The 15,504-nt window shown below is 69.5% G+C and carries 15 protein-coding genes and 1 pseudogene; 4 read left to right on the forward strand and 12 right to left on the reverse strand.

From position 1 onward, the window contains the following. Positions 1 to 98 precede the first annotated feature (98 nt). The 3 genes from ABT171_RS39505 to ABT171_RS39515 all read right to left on the reverse strand — a co-directional run bounded on the left by ABT171_RS39505 (position 99) and on the right by ABT171_RS39515 (position 3,827). Entirely contained in the window at positions 99 to 1,256 is a 1,158-nt protein-coding gene (locus ABT171_RS39505; protein WP_351251470.1) for an FUSC family protein, read from the reverse strand. A 172-nt stretch (positions 1,257 to 1,428) separates the two neighbouring features. Further along, positions 1,429 to 3,078 carry an NAD-dependent malic enzyme gene (locus ABT171_RS39510; protein WP_351251472.1) on the reverse strand — a complete coding sequence of 550 codons (1,650 nt, stop codon included), beginning with the start codon at positions 3,076 to 3,078 and terminating at the stop codon, positions 1,429 to 1,431. A gap of 194 nt (positions 3,079 to 3,272) precedes the next feature. After that, positions 3,273 to 3,827 (reverse strand): hypothetical protein, encoded by a 555-nt coding sequence (locus ABT171_RS39515; protein WP_351251474.1) that lies wholly within the window; start codon positions 3,825 to 3,827, stop codon positions 3,273 to 3,275. A gap of 124 nt (positions 3,828 to 3,951) precedes the next feature. Here ABT171_RS39515 and ABT171_RS39520 point away from each other — a divergent pair. Next, positions 3,952 to 4,431, forward strand: a pseudogene (locus ABT171_RS39520) (sensor histidine kinase); the annotation flags it as partial. Between the two features lie 157 nt (positions 4,432 to 4,588). After that, a complete protein-coding gene (locus tag ABT171_RS39525; RefSeq protein WP_351251476.1) occupies positions 4,589 to 5,275 on the forward strand; it encodes a response regulator in 687 nt (228 codons plus the stop codon). A 104-nt stretch (positions 5,276 to 5,379) separates the two neighbouring features. On the opposite strand, the gene ABT171_RS39530 is transcribed toward ABT171_RS39525, so the two are convergent. After that, positions 5,380 to 5,646 (reverse strand): amidohydrolase family protein, encoded by a 267-nt coding sequence (locus ABT171_RS39530; protein WP_351251478.1) that lies wholly within the window; start codon positions 5,644 to 5,646, stop codon positions 5,380 to 5,382. Between the two features lie 378 nt (positions 5,647 to 6,024). Here ABT171_RS39530 and ABT171_RS39535 point away from each other — a divergent pair, with 378 nt between their 5' ends. Next, entirely contained in the window at positions 6,025 to 7,104 is a 1,080-nt protein-coding gene (locus tag ABT171_RS39535) for a MerR family transcriptional regulator (RefSeq protein WP_351251480.1), read from the forward strand. A 702-nt stretch (positions 7,105 to 7,806) separates the two neighbouring features. On the opposite strand, the gene ABT171_RS39540 is transcribed toward ABT171_RS39535, so the two are convergent. The 6 genes from ABT171_RS39540 to ABT171_RS39565 form a co-directional block, all read right to left on the reverse strand. Then, positions 7,807 to 8,898: a hypothetical protein gene (locus ABT171_RS39540; RefSeq protein ID WP_351251481.1), complete on the reverse strand. Its 1,092-nt coding sequence runs from the start codon at positions 8,896 to 8,898 to the stop codon at positions 7,807 to 7,809. Positions 8,899 to 8,935: 37 nt separating this feature from the next. After that, on the reverse strand, positions 8,936 to 9,079 hold the full coding sequence (locus tag ABT171_RS39545) for a hypothetical protein (protein ID WP_351251483.1): 144 nt from the start codon (positions 9,077 to 9,079) through the stop codon (positions 8,936 to 8,938). Positions 9,080 to 9,166: 87 nt separating this feature from the next. Further along, a complete protein-coding gene (locus ABT171_RS39550; protein ID WP_351251485.1) occupies positions 9,167 to 9,568 on the reverse strand; it encodes a transposase in 402 nt (133 codons plus the stop codon). Next, positions 9,502 to 10,068 carry a helix-turn-helix domain-containing protein gene (locus ABT171_RS39555; RefSeq protein WP_351251487.1) on the reverse strand — a complete coding sequence of 189 codons (567 nt, stop codon included), beginning with the start codon at positions 10,066 to 10,068 and terminating at the stop codon, positions 9,502 to 9,504. The genes ABT171_RS39550 and ABT171_RS39555 overlap by 67 nt, the downstream gene beginning before the upstream one ends. Positions 10,069 to 10,220: 152 nt before the next feature. Next, positions 10,221 to 10,784 carry a GNAT family N-acetyltransferase gene (locus ABT171_RS39560; protein WP_351251489.1) on the reverse strand — a complete coding sequence of 188 codons (564 nt, stop codon included), beginning with the start codon at positions 10,782 to 10,784 and terminating at the stop codon, positions 10,221 to 10,223. Between the two features lie 438 nt (positions 10,785 to 11,222). Continuing rightward, positions 11,223 to 11,972 carry a transposase family protein gene (locus tag ABT171_RS39565; protein ID WP_351251491.1) on the reverse strand — a complete coding sequence of 250 codons (750 nt, stop codon included), beginning with the start codon at positions 11,970 to 11,972 and terminating at the stop codon, positions 11,223 to 11,225. 207 nt (positions 11,973 to 12,179) lie between these two features. Between ABT171_RS39565 and ABT171_RS39570 the strand changes: the two genes are divergently transcribed. After that, positions 12,180 to 12,425: a hypothetical protein gene (locus tag ABT171_RS39570; protein WP_351251493.1), complete on the forward strand. Its 246-nt coding sequence runs from the start codon at positions 12,180 to 12,182 to the stop codon at positions 12,423 to 12,425. A 109-nt stretch (positions 12,426 to 12,534) separates the two neighbouring features. Here ABT171_RS39570 and ABT171_RS39575 read toward each other — a convergent pair whose 3' ends face one another. Then, the gene (locus tag ABT171_RS39575; RefSeq protein ID WP_351251495.1) at positions 12,535 to 13,185 is read right to left on the reverse strand and encodes a hypothetical protein; all 651 of its coding nucleotides are present in this window, start codon (positions 13,183 to 13,185) and stop codon (positions 12,535 to 12,537) included. Continuing rightward, a partial coding sequence (locus tag ABT171_RS39580) for an ALF repeat-containing protein (RefSeq protein WP_351251497.1) occupies positions 13,185 to 15,504 on the reverse strand: 2,320 nt, incomplete at its 5' end. The genes ABT171_RS39575 and ABT171_RS39580, both read right to left, overlap by 1 nt.

The raw sequence follows: 15,504 nt of genomic DNA on the forward strand, positions 1-15,504 counted from the left end.
CCCTCGTAGCTGTGCCCCCGTGATCGGGCCTGGGCGGCATCTCCGCTTCCGTACCGGGGGTCGCTGCTGCTGCGCGGGCTGCGGAGAAACCGCTCGTATCACCCGTTCCTCGTCGCCCCGGGGCCCGGTCGGTCACTGCTCGGCCGACTGCCCGGCCGACGCACCCAGGCGTGCAGAAACAGGGCCAGCAGTCCGCCGAGCGTCGTGTCGACAGCGCGGTAGACGGCCGAATCGCCCGGGGGAGCGGCCACGACCTGGAGGAAGAGCACGACGTACCCGGCGATGCAGGCACAGAAGAGCGCGTAGTTCACCGGTTGCAGCGCGAAGGCGCCCCACAGCAGCGCCGTCACCGCTGCCACCAGGGCGACGCCCCGCAGGCCGACGGCGTCGGCCACGCCTCCCACCACGAGCACCCCGATCAGCGTGCCCACCCAGCGGTCCACGCCCCGGCTCGCGGTCGTGACCCAGGCCGGTTTGAGCACGTTCAGCACGGTCAGCGTGATCCAGTACCCGCGCTGCGCCGGCAGCAGCCACACCGCAGCCGCCTGAGCGAGCGCCAGCCCCAGGGCGAGCCGGACGGCGTGCCAGCGGGCCTGCGGATCCGTGGACACCAGCGCGCGGCCCGTCGACCGCACCGCCTCCCCCACCGGCGGACGCCCGACGTCCGGCGCGGGGCCAGGACGCACGGCGGACGCCCGGTGCCGCACCGCGCTGCCCCGTGTGGCGCCGCGCAGCACCAGCTGCGGCAGGATCTGGGCGAGGCCTCCGACCACGATCCCGGCGGCCAGCACGCCGGCGGTGTCCGGCGGCTGGGGCGAGCGGCCCAGCGTGACGAAGCCCACCATGGCCTGCGTTCCTGTCGTGGAGGCCGCCTGCCCGGTGCGGGCGAGCAGCCCCGCGACGGCCCCCAGCAGGACCAGTGTGACGACGGAGAGGGCAGGCCGGCGCGCCGTGACCATGCCCAGGAAGGCCGCCGCGGCCAGCGCGGCGAGCGACACCCCCATGGCGGCGCGCGGCCGGGCGAGCCCCGGCGTGGTGCCCACCGTGCCCGCGTTGACCGCGCCCGCGGCGACAATCATGCCTGGCCGCGGCCCCCACAGAGCCGTGGCGGCGGCGAGCACCGCACCGGCCCCGACGGCGTACCCCAGCCCGGCACCCGGCAGCGCCCGCGACCAGTCGGTGTCCCTGGCGCGCCCCAGCACCTCGCCGAGCCGCCACCGGTTCGCCGTCACCGCCGCCGACCTGCGGCTCAGCACGTCTTCTTCCCGCCGGTACGGTCGGCTGTCGCGTGCGGGCCTGTCGCGGGACCCGCCGGGAGGCCGGTGCACCTGCCTCGCGCTCGGGCCCGGCCCCGGGGGACGGCGGGACAGCCGTGGGCGGCGTCGGCGTCCCCGAGCGCCCGGCCGCGGGAAAGGTGCCTGTGCCGCGTCATGCGTACTCCGGCTGCCACATGGCGTCCTGCACCTGCTGGATGACGTCGTCCAGCGCGGCGCGCGCCACCCCCTCCTCGGCGGCGCGGCGGGCGACGGACACGGCCACCGTGGCCGACGAGGCCCGCAGGTTCTCCACCTGGGGCAGCAGCGGGGCACCCGGAGCCGACAGTTCGGCCAGGCCCGCCACCGCCTCGGCCGCCGCCTGGAGCATGCCGTCCGTGATCCGGGAAGCGCGCGCCACGACGGCCCCCAGGCCGATCCCCGGATAGACCAGGGCGTTGTTGGCCTGGCCGATGACGTACGAGGTGCCGTCCAGCTCCACGGGGCGGAACGGGACACCGGCCGCGACGAGGGCCTTGCCGCCGGTCCACTTCAGCACGTCCTCCGGCAGTGCCTCGATCCTGTCGGTGGGATTGGACAGCGGCAGCACCACGGGGCGCTCCACGTGCGCGGCCATGGACCGCACGACGTCCTCGCCGAAGGCCCCGTGCACGGTCGAGGTGCCGACCAGCACGGTCGGCTGGACCCGGTCCACGACCTCCCGCAGTCCGATCGGCTGCTCGCCGCCGCCCGACCACTCCTCGTCGGGGCGCGCGTAGAGCCGCTGGTAGTCGCGCAGCCCGTCGGTGGAGCGCAACAGCAGGCCCTGCCGGTCCACACACCAGATGCGTGCCACCGCCTCCTCGCGGTCCAGGCCGTCGCGGACCATGGCGTCGCGCAGCTGGTCGGCGATGCCCACGCCGGCGGTGCCCGCGCCGAAGACGACCACCCGCTGCTCGCGCATCGGCGTGCCGGACAGGCGCGCCGCGTTCAGCACGCAGGCCAGGGTGATGGCACCGGTGCCCTGCATGTCGTCGTTGAACGTGCAGACCTGCTCGCCGTACGTCTCCAGCAGCCTGCGGCCGTTGCCGGGGCCGAAGTCCTCCCAGTGCAGCAGTGCGTGCGGGAACAGGTCCCGGACGGTGTCCACGTACGCGGCGACGAACGTGTCGTAGTCCTTGCCGCGTGTCCGGCTGTGCCGGTTGCCCACGTACAGTGGGTCGTTGAGCAGGGCCTGGTTGTCGGTGCCGACGTCGAGCAGGACGGGCACCGCGCGGCCCGGGTGGATGCCGGCGGCGGCCGTGTAGACGGCCAGCTTGCCGACCGAGATCTGCATGCCGCCCACGCCCCAGTCGCCGATGCCGAGGATCTGCTCGCCGTCGGTGGCCACCACCAGGTCGACATCGTCCGGGCCGAGGCCGAGCGCCTCGAACGCGGGCCGTACGTCCTGCGGGTGATCGATGGACAGGTACACACCACGCGGACGCCGGTACTCGTGGCTGTACCGCTTGATCGCCTGCCCCACCGTGGGGTCGTAGACGATGGGCAGCAGTTCCGTCAGGTGGTCGGTCAGCAAGCGGTGGTAGAGCACCTCGTTGCGGTCGTGCAACTGCTCCAGGCAGACGTTCTTCGCCAGGTCGTCCGACTGCGCCTGTACCTGCTCCCAGGCCCGGCGGGCCTGCTGGTCGAGGGAGAGCACACCGGGTGGGAGCGCTCCTATCAGGCCGTACCGCTCACGTTCCCGCCGGGTGAAGGCCACACCCTTGTTCCGCAGCGCATCGGTCAGCCGGGCCCGGCCGTCGGGGCTGTCGCGGCGCGAGGACATGGGCACTCCTCCGTCGACTGGTCTTCCGCTCCGGAGTTCCCGGGCAGTCGCCGGCGAAACGGCCCGCACGACGAGCTGTCCCGTGCCGGAAGGCCGACCACCCATCACCCCGGACCTCGCGGTGGCCGGCCCCGACGACGGCCCGGTCGACCGCGTGGCCCAGCAGGGGCGCGCCACGGCGAGGGTTCAGGTCATCACCCCGGGCGCCGGGCGAGGACGGCTCGGTGCGGAACCGCAGCGCGGGCGCGGCTGGCCAAGCACACCCCGTTCGTCGTCCACACGCGGACGCGTGCTCCCGCCATTGGTCCCACGCCGACACCGCTGCCGCCGTCGCCGCCTTCAAAGCCGGCCGCGCGGAGGCCGAGCAACACGGCGCCGCCGGTGAGCGCGCCATGATGCAGGTCCGCCTGGCCCTCGCCGTCTCCTTCACCGACCCGGTCCGCGCCGACGACGAACTCGCCCTCGCGCACCAGTTCCTCGACGGCCTCGACCAGCGCTCCAACACCCTCCTGGCCCAGGTCGTCGCCCTGATCAAGGACGCCGGAACCGATGGCGCCACCGACCGCGCCCAGCACCTGCCCGCCGATATCGAGAACGCAGGTCTGCCCTTCCTCCACCGGTTCGTGGAATTCGCCCTCGATTTCCACCACGCTGTCCGCAGTGAGCACCAGGACCTGGCCGCCACCATCGACCGGCTCCGTGACCTCACCACGACCGGCGACTTCGCCTACTTCACCGACATCGCCCACTTCATGGCCGCCCTGCCCCTGCCGGAGCCTTCGACCACCCACTGGAACACGGGGCCGCGCCTACACCCGAGGCCTGGTCGAGCAGGCCGAAGAGCGAGCACAGCTCCTCCTCGTCGAGGAACGCATGCGCATCGCCAGGGACTTGCACGACGTCGTCGCGCACAGCCTGAGCATCGTCGCGGTCCAGGCGGGCGTCGGCCACCACGTCATCAGCAGCCGACCTGACGAGGCCGCGAAATGCCTCTCCGCGATCGAGACGACGAGCAGGGCCGCCCTGGGAGAACTGCGTTCACTGCTGGGCGTCCTGCGCGATGACGACGGTGCCGAATGGCTGCCCGGCGGCCTGGACGACCTCAACACGCTCCTCGCGCAGATCCGACGGGCCGGCGTCGAGGTCGAGTTGACGATCAGCGGTCACCCGCGCGCCCTGCCGCGAGGTCTGGACCGCGCCGCCTACCGCATCGTGCAGGAAGCCCTGACCCACGTCGTCAAGCACGCCCGAACCAGCCACGCCCGGGCGACGGTCGCCTACGCGCCGGGCGAGGTCACCTTCACGGTCGTCGATGCCGGAGTCGGCCGCACGTCCACCCCGATCACCGAGGGCCACGGCCTGACCGGCATGAAGGAACGCGCCGCCCTCTACGGCGGCGAGGTTCACGCGGGCCCGCTCTCGCCGCACGGCTTTCGGTCACCGCCCGCCTGCCGTACGCCACGGACGAGCGGACAGCCCAGTTCCCTGTGGGCGCCGATCTGGAGGACGCATGACGGTGCGGGTCGTCGTGGTGGACGACGAGACGCTGGTGCGTGCCGGCTTCCGTGTGCTGCTCGAGTCGGAAAACGATCTCCAGGTCGTCGGCGAAGCGGCCGACGGGGCCGAGGCGGTCAGGGTGATCCGCGAACTGCGCCCCGATGCAGCCCTGATGGACATCCGGATGCCCGGGCTCAATGGCATCGAGGCCATCCGCGCGCTGTTCGGCAGCCCGTCTCCGGTGCCGGTCCACGTCCTGGTGCTCACCACCTTCGACCTGGACGAGTACGTCTTCGAAGCGCTCCGCGCAGGCGCCGCGGGCTTCCTCCTCAAGGACACTCCACCCGCACGCCTGATCGACGCCGTGCGGGTGATCGCCACCGGGGAGTCGTTGCTGTCACCCGGCGTCACCCGCAGGCTCATCGAGACCTACGTCCGCCGCCCCGGCTACACAGGCCCGGTCACCCATGCCCTGGACGGGGTGACCGGCCGCGAGCGTGACGTGCTGGGGCTGATCGCACGTGGCCTGTCCAACAACGAAATCGCAGCCGAGCTGTATCTGACCGTGGATACGGTCAAGACCCACGTCAGCCGTCTGCTGACAAAGCTGGGGGCCAGGGATCGGGCCCAACTCGTCATCGCCGCCTACGAAAGCGGACTGGCCAGTACTTGGAGTGCACGACCTCGCGGCGGACGGTGATCCGCAGCCGGGGGCCTTCCGTTCCCGGACCAGTGAACGGAGCCACCAGGCTTCGTTCACTTCAAGCGGCAGCGCTCTCCATCGGGTCTGCCGGGCTCATCGCCTCATCCACGGCAATCAGTCTGCTCCGCCGAGGCGGGCCGCTGCTGGGCCCATGGCAGAGCTGCAGAGTCCGGGATAGGGAAACGGCCACCAGCCAGCACGAGACGCACGGCCCGCAGGGCATACAGGCCGGCCAGAGGATCGCCGTCGACGACCAGGATGTCGGCGCGGCACCCTGCGGCGAGGCGGCCGGTCTGATCGCTCAGCCTGAGTGCCGAGGCGGCATTGGTGGTAGCCATGTCGATGATGCGGTGCCTTGGAACGCCCAAGTGCTCGAAGAATTCGAGGCCGGAGCGCTGATCGCATCCCGGAGCCGGACGGACAGGCGTCCACGGTCACCCAGGTCACGGGAGGTGGTGATGCCAGCGTCGAGCAGTTGCCGGGCTCGGCCTGCCATGCCCAGGAGAAGCGTCGCATCGTCGCTGGCGGTCAGCGTGGTGACCGGGTCCGGTCCGGCGTCGAAAGCCAGGTGGACGTGGCAGTCGAACCGCCTCGCCCACATCAAGGCCCAGGCCGGACAAGCCCAGGCCAGCTGAGTGGGAGACCATCAGACGGGGCCAAGCAGAAACCTTGGTTGACCTTCCCCTTGGGGGAGCCCACAGCATCAGTGGGGCCGGGCAGCGCGCTCGGCATGAGGAGGAACGAGCGTGGGGTTGCTGACCATCGGGGCGTTCGCGAAGGCGTCCCGGCTGTCGCCGAAGGCACTGCGTCTTTACGACGAGCTCGGGCTGCTGACCCCTGCACGCGTTGACCCGGTGACCGGCTACCGCCTCTACGCACCGGAACAGCTGGACCAGGCCCGACTGGTCGCCTGGCTCCGCCGCCTGGGAATGCCCCTGGCCCGCATTCAACACGTCCGCACTCTGAGTGCAGCCGCGGCAGCCCAGGAGGTCCGCGCGTTCTGGGCCCAGGTCGAGGCCGACACCACCGCACGGCGGGACCTGGCCACCTTCCTCATCGACCACCTGTCCCGGAAGGAGCCCGCCATGTCCCCGACCACCAAGCCCCTGGGGATCCGTTACGCCGCTCTGTCCGACACCGGACTCGTCCGCGGGAGCAACCAGGACACCGCCTACGCCGGACCCCGGCTGCTCGCCGTCGCCGACGGCTGCGGCAGCGAAGGAGCCCCTGCCAGCGCAGCCGCCATCGACGCGCTCAAGCACCTCGAAACCGACAACATCCCGGCCGGCAACCTCCTCAACGTCCTCGAGGACGTCATCGAACAGGCCAAGCAGGCCGTCCACAACATCGCCGGGAGCAGCTCTTCACCCGAAGGCACCGGCACGACCCTCACCGCGATGCTCTGGACCGGGTCGCAACTGGCTCTCGTCCACATCGGCGACTCCCGCGTCTACCTCCTGCGTGACGGAGAGCTGTTCCAGATCACCCACGACCACACCATGGTCCAGTCGATGGTCGACGAAGGACGCCTCGACCCGGAAGAGGCCGCCTCCCACCCTCAGCGGTCCCTGTTGGTCCGGGCCCTGGGCCCAGGAGCTGACTCCAGCCCTGACATGCGCCTTCACGACGCCCAGCGGGAAGACCGATACCTGCTCTGCTCCGACGGTCTGTCGACCGTCGTGCCGACCCAAGACATCCGCCGAGTGCTCGCCGAGATCAGCGACCCCGAGCATGCTGTCCGCGAACTCATCGCCCTCGCCAACGCCTCCGGCGGCCCCGACAACATCAGCTGCGTGGTCGCCGACGTCACGGAGCTCCAGCAGTAGGAGCGAGCGGCATGCACTTCGAGTTGCACCAGATCCGCTCTCAAGAACTCATCCGCGAAGCCGACGCCTACCGACTCGCCCAACAAGCCAGGACAGCCAAGCCGACTTCCAGAACCAGGGCAGCCAGTACAACGAGACCGACTCCACGGCGCCTGCTGGCCTGGCTCCGTGGGTGAACATCCCCGCTGCCCATGGTCGAGTGGGACACCGACCACCCACGCTGTCCCACTCGACCATAGGCACCGCGAGTAGCCTCACCCCTCCCCGCAGTTTTCTGGGACGGGACACATCCGGCACGCGCGATCACGGTTGCAAGCCCCCAGGCGGCGACACCACAGGTACGGGCCGCCCGGACGAGAACGGATGGCAGCCCGTGCACAGACCCTGGTGGTAGAAGAATCCGCTGCGGCCGCACACCAGAACAGGGCGGCGGAACGAGCGGCCCCGCAGGCAGGCAGACGAAACAGACATCCACCCGAGGGACGGTGAACGCCACCGGCCGCACCCCGCACCCGGAGCACACCGCTGGCCGGCCCCGGCGGCGCACAAACTTGAGGTCGCCGTATGCCACCACGCAGCACCTCACCGACGGTGGCGGCGGGTCCAGCGGGACGGGCTCGGGCATCGGGACGTCAGGCAGGCGTTTGACCAGCACCCCTTGGTCTGCGAGTACGTCGCTCCTCATGAGGGCCTGGCAACGCCTCATGATCGGGACATGATCCTCACGTCGGTACAGCCGCGCTGCTTTGCCTCGTGCTCGGCAAATGCCCTCAAAGCGGATGTGGCAAACGACGCCGAGTAATGGCGGACGGGGTAGCCGTCGGTGTCCCGGTCGTAGAGGTGGTAGAGCGCGAATACCGCCTCCTGATCCGACTGAGGGCACCTGGCGGTGGCCAAGGCGTAGTCGTCGCTGCGGTTAGCCAAATTGACCGACTCAAAGTCCTTGGCGACGACACCGTAGTACGCGTACAGCCCGTAACCCGGCTTCCCAGCCAGGGTGAACAGGTAGCAGTTGACCTGCGGTGTATGTGCGTCCGCGGGGTACTCGACGAAGTCGGGCGTTCCGGCGTCGGACGCCTGGCCAGCGAGTCCTCGGAGCGCGACACAGGAGCCTCGGGCCTGCGTAAGCCGCTGAGGGGCCGTCTTCCCACTTGGGGACGGGAGCGAGACATGGGTCAGTTGTGTGCCGCCCTGCGCATGGCACCCGTACTTGGCAGCCGCCTTCTGTGCCGTTCCTGTCGTCACGCTGCCCAGCCCGGTGAGCACGGGCTCCCTCGTCTTGGCGTCCTCCGGCCACTGGATGAGGTCGCCGTATGCCACCAGGGCCCTGTTCTTGTAGTTCTGGCAGTCAAGGGCGACCACGACTTGCGCTGACCCGTCGTACCGTACAAAGCCCGGCCAGCCGTTGCCGAGCGGCGCCGCCTGCCCCTGGAGTCCGTTGGTGTTCCTGCTGAACGGCGCGAGAGCCTCTGATGTGGCCGACTGATCGCTCCAGCGGAGCATGAGCTGGAGAGCGCCGCCATGCCGACCTGTGTCGGGCCTGTTGATCAGGCAGGCCGCCAGATACTCTGAGTCGCCGGCGGCCCTGGCACGCACATGCGAGGAATTCAGCGCATCTTCGAGGCCACCCTGAGCAAGGGTGCCGCCGCATGCCGAGTCCAGGGACTGCTGATCCCGCCAGGACGCGTAGACGCCAGTGCTGTAGAGCGTCTGCGCCACGATGTACAACGTCAGCAGGATGCCACCCACGGACCAGCCGAACAGACGCCGCCTGCGGCTTGCAAAGATCTTCATCGCGCTCTTTCCGTTCGGGCAGTGTCATCCTTCAGCGTCACCGGTCAGCTCGGAGAACGTCGAGCGCCCGGTCACGGCCGTAGTTGTAGTCCTGCTGGCCGACGTGGACATATTGCTTCGTCCACTCGCTGTTGATGTCGTTGCCGCGGCTCTGGCCCCACGTCCTGACCGTGTTCTCCACGTCATGCTGTCCGGCTGCGTAGAGCTTACGGTCTGGGGGGAAACTGAGCTTCGGGCGTGCTGGCCTGGCGGTTCGGCTGGTGGGTGATCAGCGGACGGTGTCGCGGACGAGGACGAGTTCGGTGCTCGTCCGGCGGCGGGTGGCCCGCTGCGCGGATCGGTCGGAGACGAGTGAGGCGATCGCGAGATGGGTCTCGGCGTAGGTATCGCGGCGTCCGGTGAAACGGCGCAGGGGTGCCCATTGGCGGAGTTCGGCGTTGGTGTGCTCCACACAGATCCTTGCCGAGGACTGCCGTCGCCGTGTCTCGCGCCAGGCATGCTTGTCACCGTCGCACGCCTCGTCCTTGGGCTTCATCGGTGGGGCGCTGGCCTGGCCGGGGAACTCTTTGGCCAGCCCGAGGTAGCCGGAATCGACCTTCGCCTTCACACCGGGACGGGTGCGGAACTGCTCGGCAATGCCCTCGGTCCGCACGGCGGTCTGGTCGTGCATCCGGCCGGGCGGACCAAGCCGGACAGCAGCAAGCGGCCTTGACCGTCGCTGAACGTGGTGGTCTTGATGGTGTTCTGCTTGCGTTTGCCGGAGACGAACGCCCGGCGCCCAGGACGGTCGGCCTGCGGGCGGCGGACCTGGGTCTCGGCCCCGTCGAGCCGCAGCTCAACGCCCCCCGCCTCGGCATAGGCGAAGACGTCCTCCAGCGTCTTCAGCCGCAGGCCGGACCGGTCGGGCACAGCGCAACCACGGGCTGCCGGCAGCGGGCGGACCTGGCGGATGGCCGCGGAGACGGTGGAGCGATCCACCTCGAAGACCTCGGCGAGCACCACATGCGGCAACTGATGGCGCAGATGGACCAGGGTGACCAGCAGCCGATCGAGGAAGACCAGCTTGGGCTTTCTGCCGGCACCCGCCGCCCTCCGACGCTCCCCGCCCCGGGCCTCGCGGAGCGCGGACTGCCGCCCAGCCTCCCATGCCGTGGCCAGTTCGGCGAACAACTCGCCGGAATGTGCGCGTGAGACGCCGGACAGGGCAGGATGGGAACAGGCCGTACGGGCCCAGGTCAGCTTCACAACTCACCCAACCCGTGCGGCCCTTCTCATGTCACGGCCCGACCGGGACGATCACCATGTCCGCCGAGACCGTAAAGCTACCCGGCCTGAATGGCGTCTGCCGGGACCTCGAAGATGATCGTGAGTCCGTCGCGCCCGTCCCCCTGCTCGCCGATGCGCGTGAAGCCGAAGCCCTCGATGCACGCCAGGGAGGCGGTGTTGTCGGATCCGATCCTGGCGCGCACGGTCCTGACGTCGGGGTCGGCCGCGGCCCTGACGAGCAACGCCCTCAGCATGGCGCGGGCATAGCCCTGGCGGCGGTACCCGGGCACGACGGTATAGCCAACCTCGACCATGCCGGCCTCATCCGGCGGCCCGTGGAAACCGGCGTCGCCAACGACGACACCGTCCGGTTCGGACACCGCGGCACGCGTGATCCAGGGCGCGGCAGAGGGGTGCTTGGCGAGTTGGTCGGCGCGGTAGCCGAAGATCCAGCGGGCTCGCTCACCGACGAAGTGTTCGTCAAGGGCGACCCCGGCCTCGGCGCTGCCGCCAGCGAGGTCACCGTCGGCAAGCGCCCGCAGTGCCTTTGCGCTGAGCTCGACGAAACGGACGCGTTTGGGGGCGGAGAGAGGTTCGTTGTTCATCGCGGTGATGCTCACCCAGAGCCGGAGAGCTGTCCACCGGTTTACGGCCTTGGCGGACATGGAGACGGCCACACGGATGCCGCGACACCCACGCCGAGACCCATCTCGCGATCGCCTCACTCGTCTCCGACCCGATCCATGCAGCGGGCCACCCATCGCCGGACGAGCACCGAACTCTCCTCGTCCGCGACACCACCCGCTGATCACCCACCAGCCCAGCACGCCCGAAGCTCAATTTCCCCCAGGCCCGTTAGTGTTCTGTTCCGTGGCCTTCGAGGTTCGTTTCGGCAACGTGCTCCTTGTTCGATTCGTAGGTATACAGGTCGAGGGCTCTCGTGGCCACATCCCCAACCGGGCCGAGGAATTCGGGTTTCTCCGGCTTGAACAGAACGGCACGCTACGCGCCGTTGCCCGCCACCGTGCTCGGCGCGGTGAGCATCCCAGTGAGCTCTTTCAGCGTTGCCTCTCCAGGGTGAGGACGGCGGCGGCGATGGCGGTCATCCGGTTGGGACTGCAGCGAGCTCTGCGGAAGATGTGCCAGGACTTCAGTCGCGCGACGCCTCGTTCGACGGGTGTTCGTGCCGCCGACAAGGCCCGGTTGATCGTTCGCTGGGTCGCGGTGAGGTCCTGGTGCGGAAGGCGTCTGATTGGGGCGGTCACCCAGGAGCCGGCGCCGATGTAGGCGCGGTCGGCGAGGACGGGCACGCCTTGGCGTTCGCAGATCCGGATGATGCGGTGGGTGCGGGCTGCGGTCAGGTCGTGGGTTCGGCCGGGCAGGGCGGGCGAGATCCACAGCAGGTTGCCCGCGGGATCGACGATGACCTGCACGTTCACGCCGTGGCGGCGGTGCTTCTGGGAGAAGTCGGCCCGGCTGTCGCCGACCCGGTCGCACTCGGCAAGCGTTCCGTCGAGCAGGACGTGATCGGGATCGGCCTCCCGCAGGACCCGCAGTAGGCCGGGCGCCCGGCGGGCGAGGTGGCCGACGATGGCGGTGATGTAGGCGTGGGCGGTGCCGACGGATATGCCGAAGCCCGCGGCGATCTGCGTGAGCGGGTCGTGTCGGCGGAGGTAGATCAGGGCGACGAGAGCACGCTGGTGGGGCGGGAGCTTGCAGCGGCGGTCACCCTCACGGGTGACGATGAGCATGGTTACCCACTCGACCGGGGCGTGAGGCAGGTCGAGTGCGGCAGGATAGGGAACCAACGAGGCTCCTGCGCTGATGAGTTGAGACGTCGAACACCTCTCTCAACGGCATCGGAGCCTCGTCCGTTGCGGGACGCCGGCCGGTCACCCGATCAGTGGCCACACTGAAAGAGCTCAGTGACACGATGAAGATCAAACCCACCATGAGTGCCCGAAACGCCCATCTCTCCATGCTCATCGTGAGTGGCAAGCCCATGCTCATCTTCGGTGGCACTCAACAACTACCGCACCCTTGGTGCACGCGACCGCGCCAACGTTGTCGCCTTCGCCATCTGGCGCGGCGACCTCGACCACCTCGGCGTCGCCGCCGGCGTTTGCGCCCACGTACGACTCCGACTCCAGCGTCAGGCCATGGACACCCTCGGTGCGGCGGCGCTCGACATCTCGGCGAGCGTTGAGGCAGTCGGCGCCGGTGGCGACGAACCAGCGCCTTCCACCACCCTCGTCCGCTGACGTTGCCGTCAACTACTGCCGTCAACCCATGCAGAATCCCCGCCAGGACGTACCTGACGGGGCTTCAAATGTGCGGAGAAATTCTACGGTGTGGTTCTCGGCATCTGGGTCAGATCGTCGAACCCGGCAAGGAGCCTTGACCGCCTGTAGGTCCATAGTTGGCGGTCAGGGCTGCGGCGTACTCGTCCGGGACGGTCCGACCCGCGAAGGTCAGCGGAAGATAACTCTCCAACGCGCCCGACACCTCCAGGAAGGGCCCGAACTGCGCGCACCAATCATTCCGTGCAGCTGCGTTCGGGAAACCCCGGAAAACTGCAACCTCGGGGTCCCTTTCACCCCAGCACCCCCATCTTCCGGAAGGTCCGGTCACAGCGATGACGTTCGCCGAGATCGCGATCGACCCCATGATGTCGCCGTCCGGCTCATAACCGATCGCGGCCCAATAGTCGTCCACGTCAGCCTCGACGGACAACGACACTGCCGGGTACATCCGATACTCCGGAAGGTAGAACGCATCGCAATCCGGCTCAAGAACCAGCAGTTCGACGCGCCTGTCACCATGCCACCGGGCCATCGCGCAGAGCGCCGGCCAGAACTCCGGAGTGAGGACCGCATCGAACTCACAGAACAGCGAGTCCCCCGCATCCTCCTTGAAGACCTGGTCGGGCAACCTGGCGTCAAGGTCGAAGGTGACTGCGCCACGGGAGCGAACATCCAGGTAGCCGTCGCGATCGATCACAATCGAATCCGCCTCTGCCATCAGTCCTCACCCAACCTGATCTTGATGTCGGCCTTCTTGGACCCTGGATTGTAGTAGTCCGCCGTCCACCCCTCGTGCGTGTTGGCCTTCCCACGAAGGAAATACCTTGCCCCGTCCTTCTCGTACATGATGTTCGGGCCCTTGTCTATGCGAGTCCACCCATTGGCCTCAAGGTTCTTTCCGAATTCCACGGGACCGACGTCCGTCGATTTGTTCAGCATGCGAGCGCCGGGTCTAGTGATGTCCTCGTATTTTGAGCTCTCTGCTGCCTTTGTGGCGCGGGAGGCCTCGGCGACGCCTTCGACGCCTTCTTCGACCTTCTTGGCTGCCTTGAGTTCGCCGACGCCGGGGATGACGACCATGGCGGCGAAGGCGCATTTGCCGAGGGCGGGATTCTCGATGCAGTCCTGGATGTCCTTGCCACCGGAGAGCGTCCACAGTCCGCCGTAGATCATGGCGGCCTCTTGCGGATCCACGTTGATCGGCGGATCCATGACACCGCCGTCCTTGACGCAGTCCGGGTAGTAGCCGAGGCGGGGGATGTAATGGCAGTGCTTGGTCTTCTTCTTGGCCTCGGCCTGTGCCTTGCGTGCCGCTTCGGCCTGGCGTCGGGCTTCGGCTTCCTCGGCCCGGCGCTTGTCCATTGTGATCTGCCATGCCTGTGAAGCCTGTTCCTGGGCTTCCTTGGCGCTCTTGCCGGCCGCGGTCGCGGAGTCGTGGGCGTCGGCGGCCGACTGATCGGCCTGTGCCGCGGAGGTCCGCGCGTAGTCGGCGTTGAACTCGGCCTGGGCGGCCGATTCGGTGGCGTCGGAGGCGTCACGGTCGGCGGCGTCGGCGGCGGCACGTGCGGTGGCCACGGACTTGCGGGCCTGGGCGGCGGAGTCCTCGGCGCTGGTGGCGGCCACGTCAGCGTCGTGGGCGTAGCCCTGGGCCTCGTGGGCGGAGTTGGCCGCCTGGTTGGCTGCCTTCTGGGCGTCTGTGGACGACCGGTGGGCGTCGGCGGCAGCCTTGGCGGCGAGCCAGCTGTTCTTGCGCGCCGTGGCCGCGATGCCGGAGGCTTCGGCGATCAGGCGCTGCATCTGGGCGTTGTGGGTGGCGGCGAGCTTGTCCTTGCGGTCGGCCATGTACTGGCCGACGTTGAGGAAGGCTTCGAGCTGGTCGGCGGGGCCGGCCAGGGCGATCTTGGCGGCTGCCCTGACCTCCGGGCCGCCGTCGTTGACGAGTTTGGAGGCGGTGACGCGTTCGTCGTCGCTGCGGGCGGAGTACTGGCCGGTGGCGATGAAGGCGGCCAGTGTCTTGGGGTCGTTGGTGGCCAGGGCGGCCTTGGAGGCTTCCTTGACGCCGGGTCCGCCGGCGTTGTTGATCTGGGAGACCTTCACCCGCAGGTCGTCGTTGGCCGCCGCGTACTGGCCGCTGGTGTAGAAGTCGGCGACCTGCTGGTCGCTGCCCTTGAGCGCGTCCGCGGCGGCGGTGCGCACCGTCTGGTAGGGGCTGTCGGTGGTGAGTTCGAAGACCTTCTCGCGCGTCTCCTGGGCCTTGGCGGTCTGCCAGCCTGTGCGTAGGTAGGTGATGACGTCGGCGTCGGTGCCGGACAGGGCCTGGGTGGCCGCCTGCTGGGTTATCGGGCCGAGGTCCTTGAGTGCCTGCAGGGCGAGTCGGCGTCCCTTGGCGGCCAGTGCCGTGGTGTCCGCGTCGGGCTTGGCGGCTTCGGCGGCCAGGGCCTGTGCGGTGTCGTCCAGGCCGCGTGCCTCCAGCACCCCGGCGGCCGTCTGGGAGGTGAGAGTGTCGGCCTGGTCCTTGCGGCTGCGGGCGCGTTCGATGGCGGCGTTGGTACGGCTGGTGAGGTCTTCGGCCTCGGTTTTGCGGGCGATGTCGAAGACCTTCTTGCCGGTCGTCACCGCCAGGGCGGCGGTGTCGGCGGACTTCTTGGCGGCATCCGCCTGCCGGTCGGCCTGCTTGGCCGCGTCCGCCGCCTGCCCGGCGTGCTTGGCCGCGTCCTCGGCTGCGTCGGCTGCCTTGTTGGCGTGATCGGCGGCGGCGTTGGCCGCATCCCGCGCGGCGTAGGCGGCGTCCGCGGACTCCTGGGCCAAAGACTGTGCCGCGTTGGCCGCGCGGTTGGCCTCGGCGGCGTGCCGGCGGGTCTCCGCCGCCGCCTGTGCTGCCTCGTTGGAGTGGACCCCGGCCGCGTCGGCGGCGGCGTTGGCCTCGTCCGCGGCGTCCGCAGCGGCGTTGGCGTTCGCACCGGCGGCCAGCGAGTCGGCCGCGGCGGCCTTGGCGGCTCGGGAGGCGTCACCGGCCGCCTGGGCGGCCGCGGCCGAC

The sequence above is a fragment of the Streptomyces sp. NPDC001851 genome (genome assembly GCF_040297165.1).
Lineage (GTDB): Bacteria > Actinomycetota > Actinomycetes > Streptomycetales > Streptomycetaceae > Streptomyces.